This window comes from Arthrobacter sp. YD4 (assembly GCF_030410515.1).
Lineage (GTDB): Bacteria > Actinomycetota > Actinomycetes > Actinomycetales > Micrococcaceae > Arthrobacter.
Genome location: NZ_JAUHHD010000005.1, coordinates 1 through 23,085 on the forward strand (window position 1 = coordinate 1; position 23,085 = coordinate 23,085).

General features: G+C 70.2%; 19 protein-coding genes and 1 rRNA gene. 3 read left to right on the top strand and 17 right to left on the bottom strand.

Features of this window, described 5'->3' with window-relative positions; all coding sequences use genetic code 11:
* The 5 genes from QWJ39_RS12945 to QWJ39_RS12965 all read right to left on the bottom strand — a co-directional run.
* Positions 1-210 (bottom strand): 16S ribosomal RNA (locus QWJ39_RS12945); the annotation flags it as partial.
* A 504-nt stretch (positions 211-714) separates the two neighbouring features.
* Entirely contained in the window at positions 715-2,025 is a 1,311-nt protein-coding gene (gene tyrS / locus QWJ39_RS12950) for a tyrosine--tRNA ligase (RefSeq protein ID WP_290258263.1), read from the bottom strand.
* A gap of 31 nt (positions 2,026-2,056) precedes the next feature.
* The gene (locus tag QWJ39_RS12955; RefSeq protein WP_290258264.1) at positions 2,057-4,285 is read right to left on the bottom strand and encodes an AAA family ATPase; all 2,229 of its coding nucleotides are present in this window, start codon (positions 4,283-4,285) and stop codon (positions 2,057-2,059) included.
* Positions 4,286-4,444: 159 nt separating this feature from the next.
* Positions 4,445-4,951, bottom strand: a complete 507-nt coding sequence (locus tag QWJ39_RS12960) for an adenine phosphoribosyltransferase (RefSeq protein WP_290258570.1) — start codon at positions 4,949-4,951, stop codon at positions 4,445-4,447.
* A 123-nt stretch (positions 4,952-5,074) separates the two neighbouring features.
* A complete protein-coding gene (locus tag QWJ39_RS12965) occupies positions 5,075-5,734 on the bottom strand; it encodes a DNA-3-methyladenine glycosylase (RefSeq protein ID WP_290258265.1) in 660 nt (219 codons plus the stop codon).
* A gap of 131 nt (positions 5,735-5,865) precedes the next feature.
* Between QWJ39_RS12965 and QWJ39_RS12970 the strand changes: the two genes are divergently transcribed.
* Both QWJ39_RS12970 and QWJ39_RS12975 read left to right on the top strand, forming a co-directional pair.
* On the top strand, positions 5,866-7,395 hold the full coding sequence (locus tag QWJ39_RS12970; RefSeq protein WP_290258266.1) for an AlkA N-terminal domain-containing protein: 1,530 nt from the start codon (positions 5,866-5,868) through the stop codon (positions 7,393-7,395).
* Complete coding sequence (locus QWJ39_RS12975) at positions 7,392-7,901, top strand: methylated-DNA--[protein]-cysteine S-methyltransferase (RefSeq protein WP_290258268.1); 510 nt, start codon at positions 7,392-7,394, stop codon at positions 7,899-7,901. The genes QWJ39_RS12970 and QWJ39_RS12975 overlap by 4 nt, the downstream gene beginning before the upstream one ends.
* A 19-nt stretch (positions 7,902-7,920) precedes the next feature.
* Here the strand turns inward: QWJ39_RS12975 and QWJ39_RS12980 are convergent, their stop codons facing one another.
* The 10 genes from QWJ39_RS12980 to argC all read right to left on the bottom strand — a co-directional run bounded on the left by QWJ39_RS12980 (position 7,921) and on the right by argC (position 18,136).
* A complete protein-coding gene (locus QWJ39_RS12980) occupies positions 7,921-8,661 on the bottom strand; it encodes a maleylpyruvate isomerase family mycothiol-dependent enzyme (RefSeq protein WP_290258269.1) in 741 nt (246 codons plus the stop codon).
* 76 nt (positions 8,662-8,737) lie between these two features.
* Positions 8,738-9,259 carry a pyridoxamine 5'-phosphate oxidase family protein gene (locus QWJ39_RS12985; RefSeq protein ID WP_290258270.1) on the bottom strand — a complete coding sequence of 174 codons (522 nt, stop codon included), beginning with the start codon at positions 9,257-9,259 and terminating at the stop codon, positions 8,738-8,740.
* A 141-nt stretch (positions 9,260-9,400) separates the two neighbouring features.
* Positions 9,401-10,828, bottom strand: coding sequence for an argininosuccinate lyase (gene argH, locus QWJ39_RS12990; RefSeq protein WP_290258271.1), 1,428 nt, complete (start codon positions 10,826-10,828; stop codon positions 9,401-9,403).
* A 5-nt stretch (positions 10,829-10,833) separates the two neighbouring features.
* Positions 10,834-12,039, bottom strand: a complete 1,206-nt coding sequence (locus QWJ39_RS12995) for an argininosuccinate synthase (protein WP_290258272.1) — start codon at positions 12,037-12,039, stop codon at positions 10,834-10,836.
* Positions 12,040-12,108: 69 nt separating this feature from the next.
* On the bottom strand, positions 12,109-12,639 hold the full coding sequence (locus QWJ39_RS13000) for an arginine repressor (protein ID WP_290258273.1): 531 nt from the start codon (positions 12,637-12,639) through the stop codon (positions 12,109-12,111).
* Positions 12,639-13,631, bottom strand: coding sequence for an ornithine carbamoyltransferase (gene argF / locus QWJ39_RS13005; protein ID WP_290258571.1), 993 nt, complete (start codon positions 13,629-13,631; stop codon positions 12,639-12,641). Before argF ends, QWJ39_RS13000 begins: the two co-directional genes overlap by 1 nt.
* An 11-nt stretch (positions 13,632-13,642) precedes the next feature.
* A complete protein-coding gene (locus QWJ39_RS13010; protein WP_290258572.1) occupies positions 13,643-14,896 on the bottom strand; it encodes an acetylornithine transaminase in 1,254 nt (417 codons plus the stop codon).
* Positions 14,897-14,949: 53 nt separating this feature from the next.
* Entirely contained in the window at positions 14,950-15,885 is a 936-nt protein-coding gene (gene argB, locus QWJ39_RS13015) for an acetylglutamate kinase (RefSeq protein ID WP_290258274.1), read from the bottom strand.
* A 56-nt stretch (positions 15,886-15,941) separates the two neighbouring features.
* On the bottom strand, positions 15,942-17,108 hold the full coding sequence (argJ, locus tag QWJ39_RS13020) for a bifunctional glutamate N-acetyltransferase/amino-acid acetyltransferase ArgJ (RefSeq protein WP_290258275.1): 1,167 nt from the start codon (positions 17,106-17,108) through the stop codon (positions 15,942-15,944).
* Positions 17,105-18,136, bottom strand: a complete 1,032-nt coding sequence (argC, locus tag QWJ39_RS13025) for an N-acetyl-gamma-glutamyl-phosphate reductase (protein WP_290258276.1) — start codon at positions 18,134-18,136, stop codon at positions 17,105-17,107. The genes argJ and argC overlap by 4 nt, the downstream gene beginning before the upstream one ends.
* 191 nt (positions 18,137-18,327) lie before the next feature.
* Here argC and QWJ39_RS13030 point away from each other — a divergent pair, with 191 nt between their 5' ends.
* Positions 18,328-19,293 carry a quinone oxidoreductase gene (locus QWJ39_RS13030; RefSeq protein WP_290258277.1) on the top strand — a complete coding sequence of 322 codons (966 nt, stop codon included), beginning with the start codon at positions 18,328-18,330 and terminating at the stop codon, positions 19,291-19,293.
* 126 nt (positions 19,294-19,419) lie between these two features.
* Here the strand turns inward: QWJ39_RS13030 and pheT are convergent, their stop codons facing one another.
* Both pheT and pheS read right to left on the bottom strand, forming a co-directional pair.
* Positions 19,420-21,963 (bottom strand): phenylalanine--tRNA ligase subunit beta, encoded by a 2,544-nt coding sequence (gene pheT, locus QWJ39_RS13035; RefSeq protein ID WP_290258278.1) that lies wholly within the window; start codon positions 21,961-21,963, stop codon positions 19,420-19,422.
* A 2-nt stretch (positions 21,964-21,965) separates the two neighbouring features.
* Entirely contained in the window at positions 21,966-23,027 is a 1,062-nt protein-coding gene (gene pheS, locus QWJ39_RS13040; RefSeq protein WP_290258279.1) for a phenylalanine--tRNA ligase subunit alpha, read from the bottom strand.
* Between the last annotated feature and the right edge of the window lie 58 nt (positions 23,028-23,085).

Here is a 23,085-nt window from a genome sequence, read left to right on the forward strand (position 1 = left end):
AGCTTTCCACCCCCCACCATGCGATGAGGAGTCATATCCGGTATTAGACCCAGTTTCCCAGGCTTATCCCAGAGTTAAGGGCAGGTTACTCACGTGTTACTCACCCGTTCGCCACTAATCCCCGGTGCAAGCACCGGATCATCGTTCGACTTGCATGTGTTAAGCACGCCGCCAGCGTTCATCCTGAGCCAGGATCAAACTCTCCGTTGAAAACAAACAGACACAACCAACAACCCCGGGAAAACGGGATACGAAGGCTGCACAAAATTTGAAACCAGCCAAAAACACCAAACCACACCACAGGGGCGGCACGATTCGGCAATTTCAACCAATCAATAAAACAATCGGTATCAACAAACTTGGCACACTATTGAGTTCTCAAACAACAGAAGCATTCGAATACTTTTTGAAACAATTTCTTTTGTTTCGCATTTCTTCGCTGCGATGTTTACAGCTTATTTCATTCATTTCTACTTTGCAAATCCGTATTTTCATCCGGAATTCAACTGTAAAAGTGAATCCGCCCAGCAAAAGAGGAGCAATTTCGATTCACAGCGTCCAGCGCCGGAAGAATTGCTTCTCAATGTTGGGGGTTGGTCACCACTCAGCGGCGGCGACTCAGAAAACACTACACGCTCCCCTCCGGACGTGCAAATCCCGCGGGGGATGGACGTCTGGAGAGGAGCGTGCAGGAGCAACCGGCGGCCGTAGCGGTTAGCGGGAAACCTCCACCGTGGCGAGGTTCTTCTTGCCGCGGCGCAGCAGCAGGTAGCGGCCGTGGAGCAGTTCGGCGTCGGACACCACGGCATCGGGATCGGTGACCTTGACGTTGTTCACGTAGGCGCCGCCCTCCCCCACGGTGCGCCGGGCCGCCGACTTGCTCTCGGCCAGTCCGGTGGCGACCAGCAGGTCGATGATGCCCAGGCCCGAGGCCGGCACCGTGGCGGACGGGAGTTCGGCCGTCGCCGCGCGCAGGGTGTCGACGTCGAGCCCGGCCAGCTGGCCGCCGCCGAAGACGGCGGCGGAGGCGGCGATGACCTTTTCGGTCGCCTCGACGCCGTGCACCAGGGAGGTGACCTCGTAGGCGAGCTTCCGCTGGCCCTCCCGGGCGAACGGACGCTCGGCCACGGAAGCCTCCAACGCCTCAATCTCGGCGCGGCTGAGGAACGTGAAGACCTTGAGCCGGGCGGCGACGTCGGCGTCGGCCGTGTTGAGCCAGAACTGGTAGAAGGCGTACGGGCTGCACATCTCCGCATCCAGCCAGATGGCGTTGCCCTCGCTCTTACCGAATTTGGTGCCGTCGGAGTTGGTGATCAGCGGCGTGCCGAGGGCGTGGACGTGCTTGCCCTCCACCTTGCGGATCAGTTCCGTGCCGCTGGTGAGGTTGCCCCACTGGTCCGAGCCGCCGGTCTGCAGCATGCAGCCGTAGTCGCGGAACAGTTGGAGGTAGTCCATGCCCTGCAGGATCTGGTAGCTGAACTCGGTGTAGCTGATGCCCTCTTCCGAGTTCAGCCGGGTGGCGACGATGTCCTTCTTGATCATCGTGCCGACGCGGAAGTGCTTGCCGATGCCGCGGAGGAAGTCGATGGCGCTCAGGGGCGCGGTCCAGTCGAGGTTGTTCACCATTCGGGCGGCGTTCTCCCCCTCGAAGCTGAGGAAGCGCTGCACCTGGCCCTGCAGCCGGCCGACCCATTCGGCGACGGTTTCCGGGGTGTTGAGCACCCGTTCCGCGGTCTGCCGCGGGTCGCCGATCAGACCGGTGGAGCCGCCCACCAGGCCCAGCGGCTTGTGTCCGGCCAGCTGGAGCCGGCGCATCACCAACAGCTGGACCAGGTTCCCCAGGTGCAGGCTCGGCGCGGTGGGATCGAAGCCGCAGTAGTACGTTATCGGATCGCCGGCGAGGAGCTTCTCCAGCTCGGCCTCGTCGGTCGAGACGTGGACGAGGCCGCGCCAGGTGAGCTCCTGCCAGATGTTGGCGAAACCCGGGTCGTTCTGCTGGGACTGAAGATCAATTTGCTGGGACACGGAATCAAAGGTAGCAGGGGCGCGCCCCTGCCTACTCCTCGATACCGGCGGGAACCCCGGCGGCCGCGATCAGCCGCAGCCGCTGCGTGGGCCGGGTCATGGCGACGTAGAGGTCCCCCACCCGGCCGTGCTCGTGGTTGAGCATCGCCGAGGGCTCCAGCACCACGACGCCGTCGAACTCCAGGCCCTTGGCCTCACGGGGGCTGATCACCACGATGTCCTGCTCGTAGCTGCCCGCCCCGGTGCCGATCCGGCGGCCGTAGACGGACCGCAGCGCCGCCGTCGCCTCGCCGAGCAGCGCGCCGTCGGCGATAACCGCCAGCAGGCCGCCTTCGAGGGCGTCGATCTCCTCGGGCAGGACCTCTACCAGCCGCTCCACCACGGCACCCGGGGCGACCTGGTCAATCACCGGGGCCCAGCGGCCCTCGCGGACGGCCTTGGGCGCGGATACGACCAGACCGGCGGCGTTGGCCATCCTGGCCGCGGCCTCGGCGATCTGGGCCGGGGTGCGGTAGTTGACCGTGAGCTCCTCGAGCTGCCAGCGCTCCCCGAACAGGGGTGCCAGTGCGCTCTGCCAGGACTTGGCCCCGGCGACGGAGCTGGTCTGGGCGATGTCGCCGACGATCGTGAAGGACTTCAGCGGGCAGCGGCGGACCAGCAGCCTCCACTGCATGGGCGAGAGTTCCTGCGCCTCGTCCACCACGATGTGCCCGAAGGCCCACGTGCGGTCGGTGGTGGCGCGCTCGGCCGCGGTGAGCCGGGCCTCGCGTTCCTGGTTCTGGTCGGCCAGCTCCTCGGCGGTGAACAGGGCGTCCACGCCGGCCGCCTCCATGTTGACCAGGGTCTGCTTGGCGTTGGCCAGGTCCCGGGCCCGGTCGTGCTCCTGCTGGGCCAGTCCGCGTCCGGCCGCCGGGTCGAGTTCGCCGAGGAGCTCGGCGGCCTCGTCCAGCAGCGGCACGTCGGCCTCGGTCCAGGGCGCGTCCGCGGGGCGGAGCAGCAGGGCCCGCTCCTCAGCGGTGAGGTTGGGGGCGCAGGCCTCGAGGATGGCGGGCTTGGAGAAGAGTTCGCTGACGAGCTTCTCCGGCGTCATCGGCATCCAGCACAGGTTCAGGGCCACGCGCACGTCGCGGGCGGAGCGGACGTCCTCGGCCAGGTATGAGCGGTCCGCGTTGTTGCCGATACTGCCGGCTTCGACCAGCTCGGTCATCTGCTCGGTCAGCTCGCGCAGCAGGATTTTGACGAACGTCACGCGCGCCTCGTTGTGCGGCTTGCCGGTGGCGCGGGCCTTGTCCCGGGCGCGGCGGACCTGCCGCGGGGTGAGCACGAGCTTGCGGCCGTCCACCTCGAGGGTGCGGTTGGCGGGGACGATCCGCTGCCGGTTGGCGACCGCGTTCGCGATCACCCCGGCCATGTCCAGGCGGCCCTTGAGCGCGGCGACGTCGGAATCCTCTTCCGCGACGGCGTGGATGCCGGGCATCAGCCGGCCCAGGCTCGCCATCACGACGCCGGTCTCGCCCAGGGAGGGCAGCACGCGTTCGATGTAGTTCATGAACGACGACGACGGGCCGACCAGCAGCACGCCTGCGGTCTTCAGCCGGTCCCGGTGCGTATAGAGCAGGTAGGCGGCGCGGTGGAGGGCGACGGCGGTCTTGCCGGTGCCGGGACCGCCCTGAACCACGAGGGCGCCCGAGATCGAGGAGCGGATGATGCGGTCCTGCTCGGACTGGATGGTGCTGACGATGTCGGACATCCGGCCGGTGCGCTTGGAGTTCAGCGCCGCAAGCAACGCACCCTCCCCCTGGAGCGAGTCGTCGTCGGCGAGCATGTCGGCGTCGAGGACGTCATCCTCGATCGCCTTGACCTCCCGGCCCTGCAGGATCAGGTGCCGGCGGCGGCGGACGCCCTGCCGGTCGAACGCGGTGGCCTGGTAGAAGTGGCCGGCCTCGGGGGCACGCCAGTCGACCATCAGCCGCTGCAGGTCCTCGGTGGTCAGGCCGATGCGGCCGATGTATTGCTCCTCGCCGGAGTCGAGGTCGAGGCGGCCGAAGACCAGCCGGTCGTCGACGGCGTCAAGCTGGGCGAGGCGGTCCTCGTACAGGGCGGCGAACGCGTCGCGCTCGGAGACGTTCTGCATGGTGCCGACGGCGCCCGCGCGCCGGACCTGGGCCAGCTGGGCCCGCTTTTCCGCCCGCAGTTCATCCAACCGGGCGTACAGGCCGGCCACGTAGTCGCGCTCGTGGGCCAAATCAGCGTCGTGCATGGAACGTTCCCCTATCGAAAAAGACAGACCAACCATTCTACGGCAATTTCGGCAATCTCTCCCGAAATATGTCGGTTTTCTTCCGGCCGGACTTTGCAGGCATTCTACCGACGCGGCCGCGCCCGTCCAGTGACCCGGGCGGCTCCCCCTGCGGCGTGGCTAGAGCCGCAGCAGGGAGTGGATCTGCTGCTGTCCCAGCGCGGCCCGGCCGGCCAGGTCCTCGAGCTCCATCACGACGCCGACGCCGGCGACGGTGATGCCGCAGCGTTCGAACAGCCGCGCCGCGGCGCCAAGGGTCCCCCCGGTGGCCAGCACGTCATCCAGGATGAGGACACGGCTGCCCGGTGCAAGGTCGGTGGTGTGCAGTTCGAGGGTGGCGGTGCCGTATTCCAGCGCATAGTCCTCCGACACCACGGCGCGGGGCAGTTTCCCGGCCTTGCGGACGGTGATGACGCCGGTGTCGGTGGCGTACGCGGCGGCGGCGGCCAGCAGGAATCCGCGGGCTTCGACCCCGGCGACGGCGTCGAAGGTGCCGAGAAAGGGCCGGACCAGGGCGTCGACGACGGCCTTGAACGCGGCGGGGTCGGCAAAGACGGGGGTCAGGTCCTTGAAGGTGATGCCGGGCTTGGGATAGTCCGGCACGGTGGCGCAGAGGCTGTCGATCAGGTGTTCGACGGTGGTGCCAGACGCGGTCGTGCCGTCGACGGCGGGGCCGGTCTCGGCGGTGCCGGTTGCGCTGGCGCCGGTGGACGTACTGGTGTGCTGCTCGGTGGAATTCACCGAATAATTCTACCGGCCGGTAGCCGAGCCGCGGGGCCGGGGTTTCGCGGCTTTGTAGCGGGACACGGTCGGGTCCCCGCTGAGCCAGAACCGCCACGGATAGTCGCTGGTGCCGCCCGCCCCGGAGACGCCGACGCGCGGCCCGGAGCTGATGCCCGCGGCCGGACCGGCGGGCAGTTCGAGACGGAAGGGCTCGGCCAGCGCGTCCCGGCCGCTGTCCGCCGTCGTCAGTCCCAGCGCCGTGGCGAGCCGGGCGGGTCCGCTGGCCAGGTCCGCGGGGCTCTTCGACGTCGGCCGCCGCGAACGGGCCAGCTCCTCCCCCGTAACCACCTCGCCGGCGCGCAGCAGCAGGGCGGACGCCGTGCCCTCGGGGCCGCAGACGATGTTCGTGCAGTGGTGCATGCCGTAGGTGAAGTAGACGTAGAGGTGACCGGCCGGGCCGAACATCGGGGCGTTGCGCCGGGTCTGTCCCCGGAACGTGTGCGAACCCGGGTCCGGGTGCAGTGAGTCCTCCGGGCCGAGGTAGGCCTCCACCTCAGTGATCCGAACGGCCACGTGCCCGGCATGGCTCTCGTGGGTCAGGACGGCGCCGAGCAGCAGCGGCGCGACGGTCCGGGCGTCCCCGGACAACAGGGCGCGCACGGCCGCGGGCGTCAGCGAGGAGTCCATGCTCAGACCGTAGCAAACACGTCCCCCGGGCCGGGTCTGCCGGACGGCCCCGGCCGGACACTGCCGGGAGGCCTCACGCCCGTGTCCGATTTCCGCTAGCTTGGCCGTCCGGCGGCTGGCAGGATGGAGGAATGGATTTTTGGCAGCGCTACAGGGCGATCGACGCGCGGGACACCCGGTTCGACGGGCAGTTCTACACGGCGGTCCGCACCACGGGCATCTACTGCCGTCCATCGTGCCCTGCCCGGACGCCCAAGGCTGGCAACGTCACCTTCTACGAGACGTCCGCGGCCGCCCACGAGGCGGGCTACCGCGCCTGCAAGCGCTGCCTGCCCGAGGCGGTCCCGGGCACCCCGGCCTGGAACGTGCGCACCGACGTCGCCGCCCGCGCGATGCGGCTGATCAACGACGGCGTGATCGACCGGGACGGGGTCGAGGGCCTCGCCGCCCGGCTGGGCTACTCGGCCCGGCAGCTGAACCGGATCCTCAGCCACGAACTCGGCGCCGGCCCGCTGGCCCTGGCCCGGGCCAGCCGCGCGCAGACGGCCAGGACGCTGCTGGTCTCGACGCCGATGAAGGCCACCGACGTCGCGTTCGCCGCCGGTTTCAGCAGCGTCCGGCAGTTCAACGACACCATCGCGGAGGTGTTCGCCATGACGCCGTCGGCGCTGCGCGCCACCGCCCGCCATCACGGTCCGGCCCGCCCGGCACCGGGCTCGACGGCCCTGACCCTGAGCCTGCCGTACCGGGCGCCGTTCGACCCCGGGGTTTTCGGTTTCCTGGCCGTCCGTGCCCTCCCTGGGATCGAGGAGGGCACGGACCGGTCCTACGCCCGCACCCTGCGGCTGGCCCACGGGGACGCCCGGTTCCGGGTGGAGTACGCCGCGGAGGAGCGGGGCCGGCCACTCCGGCTCACCATCGGGGCGGTGGACCTGCGGGACCTGCCGGCCCTGCTCAGCCGTGTCCGCCGGCTGCTGGATCTCGACGCGGACCCGTCGGCGATCGACTCCGCCCTGGGGGCGGACCCCCGGATGCGGGGCTCGGTGGCAGAGGCGCCGGGGATGCGGATGCCGGGCGCGATCGATCCGCAGGAACTGCTGGTCCGCGCCATGATCGGCCAGCAGATCACCGTCGCGGCGGCCCGCACCGCCCTGGCGCAGCTGTCCGCCTGCGGGCAGGACAGCACAGTCCCCGGGGACGGGCTGGACCGGATGTTTCCCACCGCGGCGGAAATCGCCGGGGGCGGCCGGGAGCTGCTGCGCGGACCACGGCGGCGGATCGACTCGATTCTCGGGGCCGCGGCGGCCATGGCGGACGGCAGCCTGGACTTCGGCTACGGCGACAACCCGGAGAGCCTGCGCTCGAAGCTCCTGCCGCTGGCCGGCGTCGGCCCCTGGACGGTGGGGTACGTGTCCATGCGCGTGCTCGGCGCCCCGGACGTGTTCCTGGCCAACGACGCCGCCGTCCGCAACGGCGTCCGGTCGCTCGCGGCGGGCGGCACCGGAACCGGATCCGTCCCGGGCTCCCCGACCCTGTCCCCCGATTTCAGCGAGGTCAGCCCCTGGCGTTCCTACGCCACCATGCACCTCTGGCGCGCGGCGGCAGCGGCGCAGGCCGCAGCTCGAACCTCCACCAAGCCACGAAAGAAAGCAACGACATGACGGCCCGGCTCCTGACACTGTCCACCCCGGACGGTCCCTTCACCATCATCGCCCGCGACGGCGCCGTCCTGGCCTCGGGCTGGACGGCGGAACCGGGCGCCCTGACCGGCCAGATCCACCCGACGCTGCGGCCCACCGAATACCAGGATGTGTCCGGCCTGGGCGCGATCTCGGCGGCGGTCGAGGAGTTCTACGCCGGCAGCCCGGAGGCTGCCATGGCGGTGCCGGTGCTGCAGAAATCGGGGCCCTTCCGCGCCCACGCCTGGGACATGCTCCGCACCGTCGCCGCCGGACACCCGGTGACCTATACCGAGTACGCGGAACTCGCCGGCAACGCCAAGGCGGTCCGGGCCGCGGCCAGCGCCTGCGCGTTCAATGCCGCCGCGCTCTTCGTCCCCTGCCACCGGGTCATCCGCACCGACGGGACCCTGGGCGGCTTCCGCTGGGGCCTGCCCGTCAAGGAAAGCCTGCTGGCACGCGAGGCCGGGCAGGCGCCCCGCGATTAGGTGCCCCGTACCCTGCCTGCTACTTCGTGACGGGGACTCCCGCCGGCCAGGGCAGCAGGGCCGGAAGGGCGACGCCGTCGGCCGCCGCGGTGGCGCGCAGGCTGCCCAGGGTGGGGGTTCGCCCGGCCAGCCAGGCCGCGATGTCGGTCAGCATCCCGTTGATGGCGGTGGAGCGGCCGCCCGGCGCGCCGATGGCCACCGAGGGCAGGCCGAGCGGCTGCAGCACGAACCGCTGCCCCTCGGGCACCCGCGCGGTCAGGAAGTCGAAGAGGTGCTCACAGAACGGCCGGCTCCAGGTCTCCGGGCCGCGGCCCGTCCCAAGGTCCGTGGCGTGGATGGTCAGCTCGCGCCAGAGCGCCAGGCCGCCGTCGAGGACGACGCCGTCCCAGAACGTGATGGGCGCCCGCCAGCCCGCCTCGTCGAGAGAACCGAAGGCGGCCAGCGCCCGGTCGATGGCCGCGCCCACGGCGGCGCGGTGCTGGTCCGCGCCGTGGCCGGCGGCCAGTTCAATGGCCCGGTTGCGGCCTTCGAAGCCGCCGTCGTAAAGCTCGACGCGTTCCCCGCGGGTGGCGTGCTCCACCTGGCGGGCCATGGCGTTGGCGATCCCGGTGATGTGGGCCAGGACGTGGCCGCGGGTCCAGCCGGGCAGTTCCGACGGCGCGGCCACCGCGGCGTCGTCCAGTCCGGCGGAGACTCCGGTCACGACGTCGGCGGCGCGGCGAAGTTCTGCCAGAAGGTTTTCGGGGGTGATGGAAGTCATGGCGCCCATCCTAACGGAGCACTTTGATTAATCCGGATTAACCGGTGTCCTGCGTCGCGGACGGGATTCGCGCCGGTTAGAACGGGCCGTAGCGGTGCCGGATGTGCCGCCGGTCATGGCGGGCCTGCCAGAATTCCAGCTCCCTGGGCCGTAGCGCGTACAGCTGCCAGGCAGGGTTGGTGCTGCCGTCGGCTCCGGGCCGGGCGTCCCAGTCGGCGGCGGAGGCCTCGGCGGAGAGTTCCAGGACCTCGCCGGCGACGCGGACCTGGCGTCCCAGCGGCTGCCAGAAGAAGTTGAGCGCGGCGTTGGGGTTTTCGGCCAGTTCCCGGCCCTTGCGGGACTCACGGGAGGTGGCGAAGTGCCAGCCGGCGTCGTCGATGTCCTTGAGGATCAGCATCCTGGCCGAGGGGCGGCCCTGCGCGTCGGCGGTGGCCAGGCTGCAGGCGTTGGGCTGCGGCACCCCGGCGGCCAGGGCCTCGTCGAACCACTGCCGGAACAGCTGCTCCGGGTCCTCCGGGGCCAGCTGCGGATCGAAGTCGGGAAGCTCGGCCGGGAAGTCTGGCAGGGCGCGCAGCATGCGCCGGAAGGATTCGCTCATTCCGCCATGCTAGAGCGGGAAGCTCCGGCGGCCAACGCAGAACGCTCCCTCACCTTTGGCAGGAAATCCACCGACGCTCCTGCAACGGGTGCAGGAGCGTCGGTGGAAACGCTGCCAGAAGTGAGGGAGCGTCCGGAGGAGCTAGCCGGCGTAGGCGCGCACGCCTTCCAGCTCGGCCTCGAGCGACTGCAGCTGGCGTTCGACGGCGGCCGGGGCGGTGCCGCCCTGGGAGTTGCGGCTGTTCAGCGACCCCTCCGTGGACAGGACCGTGCGGACCTCCGGCGTGAGGTGCTCCGAGATGGCCGCGTATTCCTCGTCGGTCAGGTCCCAGAGTTCGACGCCGCGGCTTTCGGCCTGCTTGACGGCGGCACCGGAGAGCTCGTGCGCCTCGCGGAACGGCACGCCCTGGCGGACCAGCCATTCGGCGATGTCCGTGGCCAGCGCGAAGCCCTGGGGTGCCAGGGACTCCATCCGCTCGGTGTTGAACGTCAGGGTCGCGATCATGCCGGAGACGGCCGGGAGCAGCAGCTCCAGGGTGTCGGCGGCGTCGAAGACCGGTTCCTTGTCCTCCTGCAGGTCCCGGTTGTACGCCAGCGGCAGGCCCTTAAGGGTGGCCAGCAGCCCGGTCAGGTCGCCGATCAGGCGGCCGGCCTTGCCGCGGGCCAGCTCGGCCACGTCCGGGTTCTTCTTCTGCGGCATGATCGAGGAGCCGGTGGAGTAGGAATCATCCAGGGTCACGAAGGAGAACTCCTTGGTGGCCCAGAGGATCACTTCCTCCGAGACCCGGGACAGGTCCACCCCGATCATGGCGGAGACCCAGGCGAACTCGGCGAAAACGTCGCGCGCTGCGGTGCCATCGATCGAGTTGTGCGCCGCGGAGAAGAAGCCCAGGTCCGCGGCGACGGCCTCAGGATCCAGGCCCAGCGAGGACCCGGCCAAGGCGCCGGAGCCGTAGGGCGACACGCCGGCGCGTTTGTCCCAGTCGGCGAGCCGCTGCACGTCGCGCAGCAGCGCCCAGGCGTGGGCCAGCAGGTGGTGGCTGAGCAGCACCGGCTGGGCGTGCTGGAGGTGCGTCCGTCCCGGCATCGCCACGCCGTGGTGGGCCTTGGCCTGGTCCACCAGCGCGTCGATCGTGGCGAGCACGCCGCGGGCGATGATCCGGGCGTGGTCGCGCAGGAACATCCGGCCCAGGGTGGCCACCTGGTCGTTGCGGGACCGGCCGGCGCGAAGCTTGCCGCCCAGCTGGGGCCCGGCCCGCTCGATCAGGCCGCGTTCGAGCGAACCGTGCACGTCCTCGTCGGATTCGGCCGGGGTGTACGCGCCGGAGGCGACGTCCGCGTCCAGCCGGTCCAGGGCGTCCAGCATGCCGGCCAGCTCGCCGTCGTCGAGCAGCCCGGCCTTGTGCAGCACGCGGGCGTGCGCCTTGGACCCGGCGATGTCGTAGCGGGCCAGCCGCCAGTCGAAGTGCGTGGACTTGCTCAGCGCGGCGAGGGCGTCCGCGGGGCCGCCGGCGAACCGGCCGCCCCACAGCGCGCCGGTGTTCGTGGCTTCCGACTTTTGCTCAGCCACAGGGGCTACTTTCCGGCGACGCGGATGTCGCGGCCGGAGGCGACCTTGGCGGACATGCCCCACAGCTCGATGAAGCCGCGCGCCATGGACTGGTCGAAGGTGTCGCCGGTGTCGTAGGTGGCGAGGTCGAAGTCGTACAGCGAGGTGTCCGAGCGGCGGCCGGTGACGACGGCCTGGCCGCCGTGCAGGGTCATGCGGATGTCGCCGGAGACGTACTTCTGGGTGTCCTCGATGAAGGCGTCCAGGGAGCGCTTGAGCGGGGAGAACCACTGGCCGTCGTAGACCAGCTCGGACCAGCGCTGGCCGACAGTGGCCTTGAAGCGGGCCTGCTCGCGCTCGATCGTGACGTCCTCGAGGTGCTTGTGCGCGGTGATCAGCGCCATGGCGCCGGGGGCCTCGTAGATTTCGCGGGACTTGATGCCGACGAGGCGGTCCTCGACGACGTCGATGCGGCCCACGCCCTGGGCGCCGGCGCGGCGGTTCAGTTCCTGGATGGCCTGCAGCGGGGTGACCTTGACGCCGTCGATCGCGACCGGGATGCCGGCTTCGAAGGAGATGATGACCTCATCCGGGGCCGGGGGGAACTCCGGGGTGGCGGTGTAGTCGTAGATGTCCTTGGTGGGACCGTTCCAGATGTCCTCGAGGTAGCCGGTCTCGACGGCGCGGCCCCAGACGTTCTGGTCGATCGAGTACGGGTTCTTCTTGGTGGTCTCGATTGGCAGGCCCTTTTCCTCGGCGAAGGCGATGGCCTTGTCGCGGGTGAGCGCCAGGTCGCGGACCGGGGCGATGCACTTTAGGTCGGGGCCGAGGGTCTGGATGCCGACCTCGAAGCGGACCTGGTCGTTGCCCTTGCCGGTGCAGCCGTGGGCCACGGTGGTGGCGCCGAATTCACGGGCGGCCTTGACCAGGTGCTTGACGATTACCGGGCGGGAGATCGCGGAGACCAGCGGGTAGTGGCCCTGGTACAGGGCGTTCGCCTTGAGGGTGGGCATGCAGTATTCGTTGGCGAACTCGTCGGAGGCGTCGGCCACGTAGGCCTCGACGGCGCCGCAGCCGAGGGCGCGCTGGCGGATGGTCTCCAGCGACTCGCCGCCCTGTCCGACGTCGACCGCCACGGCGATGACCTCGGCGCCGGTCGCTTCACCGATCCAGCCGATGGCCACGGAAGTATCGAGGCCACCGGAGTAGGCCAGCACAATACGCTCAGTCACTTCAAATGCTCCTTATGTTGGGGAATTCTGTTGGGTCGTTGGTACAAGTGTGCGCCACGGACGGCCGGTCTATTGGCCGGTTTCGTCGGCCATGGCGAGGAAGCGGGCGGCGACGTCGGCCCCGCCGGCCGGGTCGCGGGTGACCAGCAGGACGGTGTCGTCCCCGGCGATGGTGCCCAGGATGGACGGCATCACCGAGTGGTCGATCGCCAGGGCGAGGAAGTTCGCGGCTCCCGGCGGGGTCCGGAGCACCACGAGGTTTCCGGAGGCCTCGGCGGTGACCAGCAGTTCGCCGCAGAGCCGGGCGAGGCGCGCGTCCAGGATTTCCTGGGTAACGCCACTCTTGGCGCCGCGTTCGCCGCCCTCGCCGGGGACGGCGTAGACCAGGACACCTTCCTTGCCGCGGACCCGGACGGCGCCGAGTTCCACCAGGTCCCGGGACAGGGTGGCCTGGGTGACCTGCACGCCGTCGTCCGCCAGCAGGGCCGCCAGCTCGGCCTGGGATCGGACGGATTCGCCGGTCAGGATCGCGGCGATCCGGGCCTGGCGGGCCGTTTTGGTGGCCGGGCTGGCGCCCTGCGCGGCGGGCTGGACGGACATCAGTCCGCCCCGTCGACCGGTGCCAGGCCCTCGACGACGGCGAGGCCGGAGCGGTGCATCAGCCAGGCCATCAGGGCTTTCTGGGCGTGCAGCCGGTTTTCGGCTTCGTCCCAGACCACTGACTGCGGGCCGTCGATCACGCCGGCGGAGATCTCGTAGCCGCGGTAGGCGGGCAGGCAGTGCAGCACGACGGCGTCGGGCGCGGCGAGGGTCATGGCGTCCTCGTCGACGGAGTAGTCCCGGAACAGCTGCATCCGGGCTTCCTTCTCGTCCTCCTGGCCCATGGAGACCCAGGTGTCGGTGGCGACGACGTCGGCGCCGCGCAGGGCCTCGGCGGCGTCGGCCGTGATGAGAACGGAGCCGCCGGTCCCGGCGGCGCGTTCCTCGGCGGCGGCGACGATCTCCGGCGCCGGCAGGTAGCCCTCCGGGCCGCTGATCCGAACGTGCATGCCGGCGGTGACGCCGGCCAGCAGGTAGGAGTTGGCCATGTTGTTGGCCGCGTCGCCGAGGTAGCTCATGGTCAGGCCGGCGAGGGAGCCCTTGTGCTCCTTGATGGTCAGCAGGTCGGCCAGGAGCTGGCACGGGTGGTAGTCATCGCACAGGGCGTTGATGACGGGGACGGCGGAGTTCGCGGCCATGGCGACCAGTCCCTGGTGCGCTCCGGTGCGCCATACGATCGTGGAGACCATGCGTTCGAGGACCTTTGCGGTGTCCTCGACGGATTCCTTGTGGCCGATCTGGGCCTCGCCGGGGTTGATGATCAGCGCGTTGCCGCCCATGTCCGCGACGCCGGTGGCGAAGGAAACCCGGGTACGGGTGGAGGTCTTGTCGAAGATGACGGCGACGGTCTTCCGGCCGCTGGCCTCGGCGGCGTAGGGCTGCACGCTGTACGGGGCGGCCTTCATCCGGACGGCCAGGTCCAGCACCTCGGCCTGTTCGGCCGGGGTCAGGTCCGTGTCCTTGAGGAAGTGGCGGGTCTTCGGCTTTGACATGGCAGTCGCAGTCACTGGGCGTCCTTTGCGGTCTGGAGGAGGGCCGGCAGTGCGGCCAGGAAGCTGTCCGCCTGCGCCTCGGTGAGGATCAGCGGCGGGGCCAGGCGGATGGTGTGCGGGCCGGGGCTGTTGATGATGAACCCGGCGTCCAGGGCGGCGGCGACGACGGCGGGGGCGACGTCGGCGTCGAGGTCGAAGCCGATGAGCAGCCCTTCGCCGCGGACCTCGATGACGCCGTCGATCCCGGCGAGGCCGGCGCGCAGGCGTTCCCCCACCTCCCGGACGTGGGCGAGCACCTGCTGGTTCTCCAGCACGTGCAGGGTGGCCAGGGCGGCAGCGGTGGCTACGGGGTTGCCGCCAAAGGTGGTGCCGTGTTGGCCGGCGGTGAGCAGCGCGGAGACCTCCGGGCCGTAGGTGATGAGGGCCCCGATCGGGAAGCCGCCGCCGAGTCCCTTGGCGAGGGTCACGGCGTCGGGCACGATCCCGGCGTCCTCGCTGGCCAGCCACTTCCCGGTCCGGCCGATGCCGGTCTGGACCTCGTCCAGGATCAGCAGCGCGCCGGCGGCGCTGGTGGCCTCGCGGGCGGCCTTGAGGTAGCCGGCGGGCAGGGGCCGGACGCCGGCCTCACCCTGGATGGGTTCGAGGATGACGGCGGCCGTGGTCTCGTCGATCTCGGCCAGCAGGGCGTCGATGTCGCCGAACGGGACGTGGACGACGCCGCCGGGCAGGGGCGCGAAGGGGGCCCGGTAGGCCTCCTTGTAGGTCAGCGCCAGCGCGCCCATGGTCCGGCCGTGGAAGGCGCCCTCCAGCGCGATGATCTTGGTGCGCGGGGCCTCGCCGCTGTCCGGACCGGCGCCCGTGTTGCGGCGGGCGAGCTTGAACGCGGCCTCGACTGCCTCGGTGCCGGAGTTCGCGAAGAAGACCTTGGACCCGGCGGGGGCCTTGGCGATCTCCAGCAGCTTCTCGGCCAGGGCCACCTGGGTGGGGCTGGTGAAGAAATTGGAGACATGGCCCAGGGTGGAGAGCTGGCTGGAAATCACCGAGGTGACGAAGGGGTGGGCGTGGCCGAGGGCGTTGACGGCGATGCCGCCGAGCAGGTCCAGGTATTCCTTGCCATCGGCGTCCCAGACCAGGCAACCCGCGCCGCGCACCAGCACCCGCTGGGGCGCCCCGAAGACGCCCAGCAGCGAGGACGAGTAGCGCGAAAGCCAGTCTGCTCCATTGCTGCTCGGAACGATGGTGGTTGCGGCGGCCTCCGCAGCGATGGGGCCCCCATCGCTGCTGCGGCCTTCAGCCGAATGGCTCAGTTCGGTGCTGCTCACTTTGAGTTCACTTCCTCATCGGGGACGACCTGGGTGCCGATGCCGGCGGTCGTAAAGGTTTCCAGGAGCATCGAGTGGGCCAGCCGCCCGTCGACGATGTGGGCGCGCTCGACGCCGTCGTCGACCGCCTTCAGGCAGGCCGCCATCTTCGGGATCATGCCGGACTCCAGGCGCGGCAGCATCCCGCGCAGCTCGGAGGCGGTCAGCGAGGAGATCAGCGAGGACTTGTCCGGCCATTTCGCGTAGAGGCCCTCGACGTCGGTCAGGATGACCAGCTTGGAGGCGCCCAGGGCGGAGGCGACGGCCGCGGCCGCGGTGTCCGCGTTGACGTTCAGGACCTGCCCGGTGGTGGAGCCGTCCGCCTCGATTTCGGGGGCGACGGTGGAGATGACGGGAATCCGGCCGGCGGCGATGATGTCCAGGATGCCCTCGGGGTTCACGCCGACCACCTCGCCCACCAGGCCCAGGTCCACGTCCTCGCCGTCGACGACGGTGCCGGTCCGGACGGCCTGCAGCAGGCCGCCGTCCTCGCCGGACATGCCGACGGCGTAGGGGCCGTGGGAGTTGATCAGGCCCACCAGTTCCCGGCCCACCTGGCCGGTGAGGACCATCCGGACCACGTCCATGGCCTCGGGCGTGGTGACGCGCAGCCCGCCCTTGAACTCGGATTCGATCCCGAGCCGGCCGAGCATCGCGTTGATCTGCGGGCCGCCGCCGTGCACCACCACCGGGTGGATGCCGACGTGGTGCAAGAAAACCACGTCCTCGGCGAAGGCGCGGCGCAGCTCGTCGTTGACCATGGCGTTGCCGCCGTATTTGATCACCATGGTGGTGCCGGCGAAGCGCTGGATCCAGGGCAGCGCCTCGATCAGCGTGCCGGCCTTGTCCTGCGCGTCCGCCATGGAGGTGGTCTCGCGGGCTTCGGTGCTCATGGTCGGTGGTCCCTTCCGGGTGGTGGGGTGTTCGTCGGGTGGTGTCCGGCGGCCGGTCAGCTGGAGTAGGCGCTGTTCTCGTGGACGTAGTCGTGGGTCAGGTCGTTGGTCCAGATGGTGGCCTCGGCCTCACCGGCCTGCAGGTCGATCTCGACCAGGACCTCGCGCGGTTCCAGGTCCACCAGGGAGCGGTCCTCGCCGATGCTGCCGTTGCGGCAGATCTGCACGCCGTTCATCGCGACGTTGAGCTGGTCCGGTTCGAAGGCGGCGTCCGTGGTGCCGACGGCGGAGAGCACGCGGCCCCAGTTGGGGTCCTTGCCGAAGATCGCGGTCTTGAAGAGGTTGGAGCGGGCGACGGCGCGGCTGACCACCTCGGCGTCGCGTTCGTTCGCGGCGTTGAAGGTGCGGATGGCGATGTCGTGGCTGGAGCCCTCGGCGTCGCCGATCAGCTGGCGGGCGAGGTCCGCGCACACCCGGGTCAGGCCCGCGCCGAACGCCGCGGCGGAGGGAACCGAGCCGGAGGCGCCGGAGGCGAGCAGCACCACGGTGTCGTTGGTGGACATGCAGCCGTCCGAGTCCGTCCGGTCGAAGGTGACGCGGGTGGCGTCGCGCAGCACGACGTCGAGCAGTTCGGGCTGGACCTCGGCGTCGGTGGTGAGGACCACGAGCATGGTCGCCAGGCCCGGGGCCAGCATGCCGGCGCCCTTGGCCATGCCGCCGATGGTGAACTCCCGGCCCTCGGCGTCGGTGCCGGTGAAGAGTGCCTGCTTGGAGACCGAGTCGGTGGTCATGATGGCGGTGGCGGCAGCCGGGCCGCCGTCGGCGCTCAGTTCGGCGGCGGCGGTGCCGATCGCGGGGACAAGCTTGTCCATCGGCAGCTGTTCGCCGATCAGGCCGGTGGAGCAGACGAAAACGTCCGTCGCCGAGGCGCCGAGGGCCTCGGCGGTCTTTTCGGCGGTGGTGTGGGTGTTCTGGAAGCCCTGCGGGCCGGTGCAGGCGTTGGCGCCGCCGGAGTTGAGGATGACGGCGTCGACGCGGCCGTCCTTGATGACCTCGCGGGACCAGTGCACGGGGGCGGCGGCGACGCGGTTGGAGGTGAAGACCGCGGCGGCGGCCTTGGCCGGGCCGTCGTTGACCACCAGGGCCAGGTCGGGGTTACCGGATGCCTTGAGGCCGGCCTTGACGCCGGCGGCGCGGAAACCCTTCGGTGCGGTGATGCTCACGGTGCGACTCCCTGCAGGTTGAGGCCGGCGGTTTCCACCAGGCCGAGGGCGATGTTCATGGACTGGACGGCGCCGCCGGCGGTGCCCTTGGTGAGGTTGTCGATCGCGCAGGTGACGATCACGCGGCCGATCCGCTCGTCGAAGGCCAGCTGCATGGCGGCGTGGTTGGAGCCCTGGACGGACTTGGTGGTGGGCCACTGGCCCCCGGGCAGCAGGTGGACGAAGGGCTCCTCGTCGTAGGCCGCGGCCCAGGCCCGGCGGAGCTCCTCGGCCGTGACGCCCGGCCGCACCTTGGCGGTGGCGGTGGTGAGGATGCCCCGGCTCATTGGCGCGAGGGTGGGCGTGAAGGACACCGTCACGGGCGAGTTCAGCGCATTGGAGAGGCCCTGCTCAATCTCGGGCGTGTGGCGGTGGCCGCCGCCGACGCCGTAGGGGCTCATGGAGCCCATGACCTCGGAGCCGATCAGGTTCACCTTGGCGGCCTTGCCGGCCCCGGAGGTTCCGGAGGCGGCGACGATGACGACGTCGTCGGCCTGCAGCAGGTGGCTGCTGAAGCCGGGCGTCAACGCCAGCAGCGCCGACGTCGGGTAGCAGCCGGGCACGGCGATGCGGGTGGCGCCGCGCAGGGCCTCCCGCTGGCCCGGCAGCTCGGGCAGGCCGTAGGGCCAGGTGCCGGCGTGCGGGGAGCCGTAGAACTTCTCCCACGCCGCCGCGTCCTGGAGCCGGTGGTCCGCACCCGCGTCGATCACGACCGTGCCCGCGGGCAGCTGCGCGGCGATCGCCGCGGAGGCGCCGTGCGGCAGGGCGAGGAAGACGACGTCGTGCCCGGCGAGGTTCTCCACCGTGGTGTCTTCGAGGATCCGGTCCGCCAAACCATGGAGATGCGGCTGGAGTTCGCCTAGTCTGGAACCGGCGTTGCTGTGCGCCGTGATAGCCCCGATGGTGACGTCCGGGTGGCCGGCAAGCAGCCTGAGCACCTCGCCGCCGGCGTAACCGCTGGCCCCGGAGACGGCAACAGAAATAGTCATAGCCCCCAGCATACAGCAAGACTATGCATCGCTGCTGATATTTATGCATGCTCTCGCGGGCCGACGTCTGGACCCTACCGTGCCCTCTTCCCCGTCATGGATGCTGGGCGGAGCCCGGGCCGGTCCCTAGGATGGTCACAGCACCCCGGGCACGGACCGCCCTGCCCGGAAGGCCCACACGAAGGAGTCACATGACGCACGCTATTGTCGCCCGGCAGGCCGGCGGCCCGGAAGTCCTTGAGCTCTCCCCCATCGACCGGCCCGTCCCCGGCCCCGGCCAGCTGCTGATCAAGGTTGCCGCGGTCGGGGTGAACTTCATCGACACCTACAAGCGCAGCGGCGTCTACAAGGTGGACTACCCCTTCATCCCCGGCTCCGAGGCCTCCGGCACCGTCGAGGAAACCGGCGACGGCGTGACCGGCTTCTCCGCGGGCGACCGCGTCGCCACCGCCGAGGGCGTAGCCTGCTACTCCGGGTACGCGCTGGTGGACGCGGACAAGGCGCTGCCGGTGCCCGACGGCGTCGACGACTTCACCGCCGCCGCCCTGCCGCTCCAGGGCATCACCGCGCACTACCTGATCAACTCGACCTTCGAGGTGCAGTCCGGCCAGACCGTGCTGCTGCACGCCGGCGCCGGCGGCGTGGGCCTGCTGCTGATCCAGCTGCTCAAAGCCAAGGGCGCGCGGGTCATCACCACCGTTTCCACCGACGAGAAGGAGGCCCTGGCCCGCGAAGCCGGCGCAGACCACGTGCTGCGGTACGAGGGATTCGGGGCCAAGGTGCGGGAACTCACCAACGGCGAAGGCGTGCACGTGGTGTACGACGGCGTCGGCAAGGACACCTTCGACGATTCGCTCGCGGCGCTCAGGGTCCGCGGCACCCTGGTGCTCTTCGGCGCCGCCTCCGGCCCGGTCCCGGCGGTGGATCCGCAGCGGCTGAACTCCGGCGGCTCGCTCTACCTCACCCGGCCCACCATCGTCCACTACCTGCGGGACGCGAAGGAACGCCGTTGGCGCTCGGACGAGCTCTTCGCCGCCGTCGCCGACGGCAGCCTCAAGGTGCGGATCGGCGCGAAGTACGACCTGGCCGACGCGGCGTCCGCGCACACGGACCTGGAACAGCGGCGCACCACCGGCAAGGTCCTGCTGGTCCCATAACGGCCAGCGTCACGTCCGCAACGAGAAAAGCTCCCCGCAACCGGCAGGTTGCGGGGAGCTTTTTCGTGGTGCCGGTTCGTACCGACGGATCCTGTTAGCCCAGGACCCCTTTAGCGCTGCGCCCTGTTACCGCTGGACGGCGCCGAAGCGTTCGTGTGCGGCGGCCACGGCCAGATCACGGGCGGCCGAGGCCTCGTCCGCGGTCAGGGTGCGGTCGTCTGCGCGGAAGCGCAGGTTGAAGGCCAGGGACTTCTTGCCGTCCTCGATGCCCTTACCGGCGTAGACGTCGAACAGGGACACCTCTTCCAGCAGATCGCCGGCGCCCTCGCGGAGCGCCTCCAGCACGTCCCCGGCGGGCACATCGGCCGCCACCACGAGGGCGACGTCCTGGGTGGCCACCGGGTAGCCGGAGATGGGCCGGGCGACGATCACGTCGGCGGCCGCCTCGAACAGGGCGTCCGCGTTCAGTTCCAGCGCCACCGAGCGGGCGGGCATGTCGTGCGCCGCGAGCAGCTTGGGGTGCAGTTCGCCGGCGTAGCCGATCACCTCGCCGGTGCGCAGCGCCAGCTGCGCGGCCCGGCCGGGGTGGAATGCCTGGTGGCTGCCCTGGCTGACGACCAGTTCGACGCCGAGGACGTCGCCGGCCAGCCGGGCGATGTCCAGCGCGTCGGCGTAGTCCCAGGCCCGCGGGGTGTGGGCCGGGGCGGCCGGGCTGTCGTGGCCGGTCAGCACGGCCGCCAGGTGCAGCGGCTGGTCCGGGACGCCGTCGAACAGTCCGTCGAGGACCTCCTCGGCGGGGCGGGCGCCCAGCGGCGGGATCGAGGCGGTGCCGAGGGTCTCCCCCGGCAGGAAGACCAGGCCGGTCTCGTAGAGAGCCAGGTCACGGAAGCCGCGGGAGTGGTTCCGCTTCGCCACCTCGATCAGGCCGGGCAGGATCGAGGTGCGCAGGAAGCCCTGTTCCTCGCTGATCGGGTTGGCCAGCTTAAGCGCCTTCCGGTCCGCCCCGGCAACCGGGGTGCCGAAGGTGTCGTTGGCGGCCTTGGAGACGAACGGGTAGGCCAGCACCTCGGTGAGGCCGGCGTCGGCGAGGGCCTGGACCAGGCGGCGGCGCTGCTGCTGCACGCGGGTCAGGCCGCGGCCCGGCGGGGCCACCGGCAGCGTGGCGGGGATCTTGTCGTAACCCACCAGCCGCGCGATTTCCTCGGACAGGTCTTCCTTGGTCTCCAGGTCCGTCCGCCAACTCGGGGCCGTGACGGCGTACCCGTCGTCGGTGGTGCGGACGTCGGCGCCGAGGTCCCGGAGCGAGGTGAGGATCTGCTCCTCGGTGAAGTCGATGCCGATCCGCTCCGAGGCGAAGGTTGCCGGGAGGTCCACGGTGACGGAGTCCGGCGCGGTGCCCACGTCGGTGCCCTCGGCGTCGGCCGTTCCGCCGGCGAGCTCCACCAGCAGGTCGACCACGCGCTGGGCGGCCACCGGGGCGACGTACCAGTCGACGCCGCGCTCGAAGCGCTTGGACGCCTCGGACGGGAGCTTGTGGCGGCGGCGGGACCGGGCGATCGACACCTCGTCGAAGTGTGCGGACTCGACCAGGATGTTGGTGGTGGCGTCGGAGACCTCGGTCGCCGCGCCGCCCATCACGCCGGCGATGCCGATCGCGCCGGAACCGTCCGTGATCAGCAGGTCCTCGGCGTCGAGCGTGCGCTCCTTGTCGTCGAGGGTGGTGATCTTCTCGCCCTGGGCCGCGCGGCGGACGACGATGCCGCCGGTGAGGGTGTCCAGGTCGTAGCAGTGCGTGGGCTGACCCAGCTCGAGCATCACGTAGTTGGAGATGTCCACCGGCAGCGAGATGGACCGGATGCCGGCGAGCCGCAGCCGGGAGACCATCCACGGCGGGGTCGGCTTCGTGGCGTCGACACCGCGGACGGTGCGGGCCACGAACCGGTCGCAGCCGGCATTTCCGTAGATCGGGGCGTCGTCGTTGAGCTTGATGTCGAAGCCGCCGGAAAGTTCCGCCGGGGCGGTGACCTTCGACGCCGGGTCCGTGAACGGCGTTCCGGTGGCGTGGGCGTATTCACGGGCCACGCCGCGGATCGAGAACGCGTAGCCCCTGTCCGGGGTGACGTTGATTTCCGCGGCCTGGTCGTAGAGGCCGAGCAGTTCCATCGCGTCGGTGCCGATTTCCGGGTCAAGCCCGATGCGGGAGAGCACCAGGATGCCGTCGTGGTCATCGCCGATGCCGAGTTCCCGCACGGAGGCGATCATGCCGGCGGAGAGGTGGCCGTAGGTTTTGCGCGCGGAGATGCGGAAGTCGCCGGGCAGCACGGCGCCCGGAAGGGTGACCACCACCTTGTCGCCCTCGACGAAGTTGTGCGCGCCGCAGATGATGCCCTGCACGCCGGAGGGGTCGATGCCCTCGCCGGTGAGGGTCTGCTGCTGACCCTCGGGGACCACGCGGACCTGGCACCAGTTGATGGTCTTGCCGTTGGACTGGGGTTCCTTGACCAGGGACAGCACCTGGCCGACGACGATGGGACCCTGCAGGGTGTCGGTGGGCCGGTGCACGGCCTCTTCTTCGAAGCCGACCTTCACGAGGTCGGCCATGACTTCCTCGGCGCTCGCACCGGCAGGAACGGCCGCGAATTCACGCAGCCAGGAAAGGGGGATACGCACTGTTAAATCTCCATCCCGAAGTGCTCGCTGAAACGTACATCGCCTTCGATCATGTCGCGCATGTCGCCGACCTCGTTGCGGAACATGAGGGTCCGCTCGATGCCCATGCCGAAGGCAAAACCTGAATAGACGTCCGGGTCGATGCCGGCCGCGCGGAGCACGTTCGGGTTGACCATGCCGCAGCCGCCCCACTCGATCCAGCGGGGGCCGCCCTTGGCGCCGGGGTGCCAGATGTCGAGCTCGGCGGAGGGCTCGGTGAACGGGAAGTAGTTGGGGCGCAGCCGGATCTGGGCCTCGTCGCCGAACATCTGCCGGGCGAAGTGCTCCAGGGTGCCGCGCAGGTCCGCCATGGACAGCTTCTTGTCGATGGCGAGGCCCTCGAACTGGTGGAACACCGGGGTGTGAGTGGCGTCCAGCTCGTCGGTGCGGAACACCTTGCCGGGGCAGAGGACGTAGATCGGGACCTCGCGCTCGAGCATGGAGCGGACCTGCACCGGGGAGGTGTGGGTGCGCATGAGAAGGTGCGCCTCGGGCGGCTCGACGAAGAAGGTGTCCTGCATTTCGCGGGCCGGGTGGTCCGGCTTGAAGTTCAGCGCGTCGAAGTTGAACCACTCGGATTCAACCTCGGGGCCCTCCGCGATCTCCCAGCCCATGCCGACGAAGATGTCAGCGACGCGGTCCTGGAGGGTGGAGAGCGGGTGGCGGGCACCGGCACGACGACGGCGTGGGGCGGCCGTGACGTCGACGGTCTCCTCGACCAGGATGCGGGCGTCGTTTTCGGCCTCGAGTTCCGCGGTGCGGTCCGCGAGCGCCTTGTTGATCCGTCCGCGGGAGGCTCCCATCAGCTTGCCGGCGGCGGCCTTCTGATCCTTGAGCAGGCCGCCGATTTCGCGATTGGCCAGGCTCAGGGCGGACTTCTCGCCCGTGTGCGCAAGGCGGGCGGCCTTGAGCTCTTCGAGGGTGGAGGCCGCGGCAATGGCGGCGACGGCCTGCTCTACGGCGGCGTTGATGGCGGCTTCATCCAGAGGGTTCGGGACGGCGGCGCCCGGCAAGGTGTCAGTCATCTACTGTTCTTCGCTACGAGTCGGGTGGTGTCTGAACCAGTCTAGTTGACGGCGCCGG

What these genes read in the sequence shown, in the direction of transcription:
- QWJ39_RS12980 (WP_290258269.1), bottom strand. Translation starts at nt 8,661, where the DNA reads ATGACTTCCATCACCCCCGAAAACCTTCTGGCAGAACTTCGCCGCGCC.
- argC (WP_290258276.1), bottom strand. Translation starts at nt 18,136, where the DNA reads ATGACTATTTCTGTTGCCGTCTCCGGGGCCAGCGGTTACGCCGGCGGC.
- argF (WP_290258571.1), bottom strand. Translation starts at nt 13,631, where the DNA reads ATGTCAAAGCCGAAGACCCGCCACTTCCTCAAGGACACGGACCTGACC.
- QWJ39_RS12975 (WP_290258268.1), top strand. Translation starts at nt 7,392, where the DNA reads ATGACGGCCCGGCTCCTGACACTGTCCACCCCGGACGGTCCCTTCACC.
- QWJ39_RS13000 (WP_290258273.1), bottom strand. Translation starts at nt 12,639, where the DNA reads ATGTCCGTCCAGCCCGCCGCGCAGGGCGCCAGCCCGGCCACCAAAACG.
- QWJ39_RS12965 (WP_290258265.1), bottom strand. Translation starts at nt 5,734, where the DNA reads ATGGACTCCTCGCTGACGCCCGCGGCCGTGCGCGCCCTGTTGTCCGGG.
- QWJ39_RS13030 (WP_290258277.1), top strand. Translation starts at nt 18,328, where the DNA reads ATGACGCACGCTATTGTCGCCCGGCAGGCCGGCGGCCCGGAAGTCCTT.
- QWJ39_RS12970 (WP_290258266.1), top strand. Translation starts at nt 5,866, where the DNA reads ATGGATTTTTGGCAGCGCTACAGGGCGATCGACGCGCGGGACACCCGG.
- QWJ39_RS12985 (WP_290258270.1), bottom strand. Translation starts at nt 9,259, where the DNA reads ATGAGCGAATCCTTCCGGCGCATGCTGCGCGCCCTGCCAGACTTCCCG.
- QWJ39_RS12955 (WP_290258264.1), bottom strand. Translation starts at nt 4,285, where the DNA reads ATGCACGACGCTGATTTGGCCCACGAGCGCGACTACGTGGCCGGCCTG.
- pheS (WP_290258279.1), bottom strand. Translation starts at nt 23,027, where the DNA reads ATGACTGACACCTTGCCGGGCGCCGCCGTCCCGAACCCTCTGGATGAA.
- argB (WP_290258274.1), bottom strand. Translation starts at nt 15,885, where the DNA reads ATGAGCACCGAAGCCCGCGAGACCACCTCCATGGCGGACGCGCAGGAC.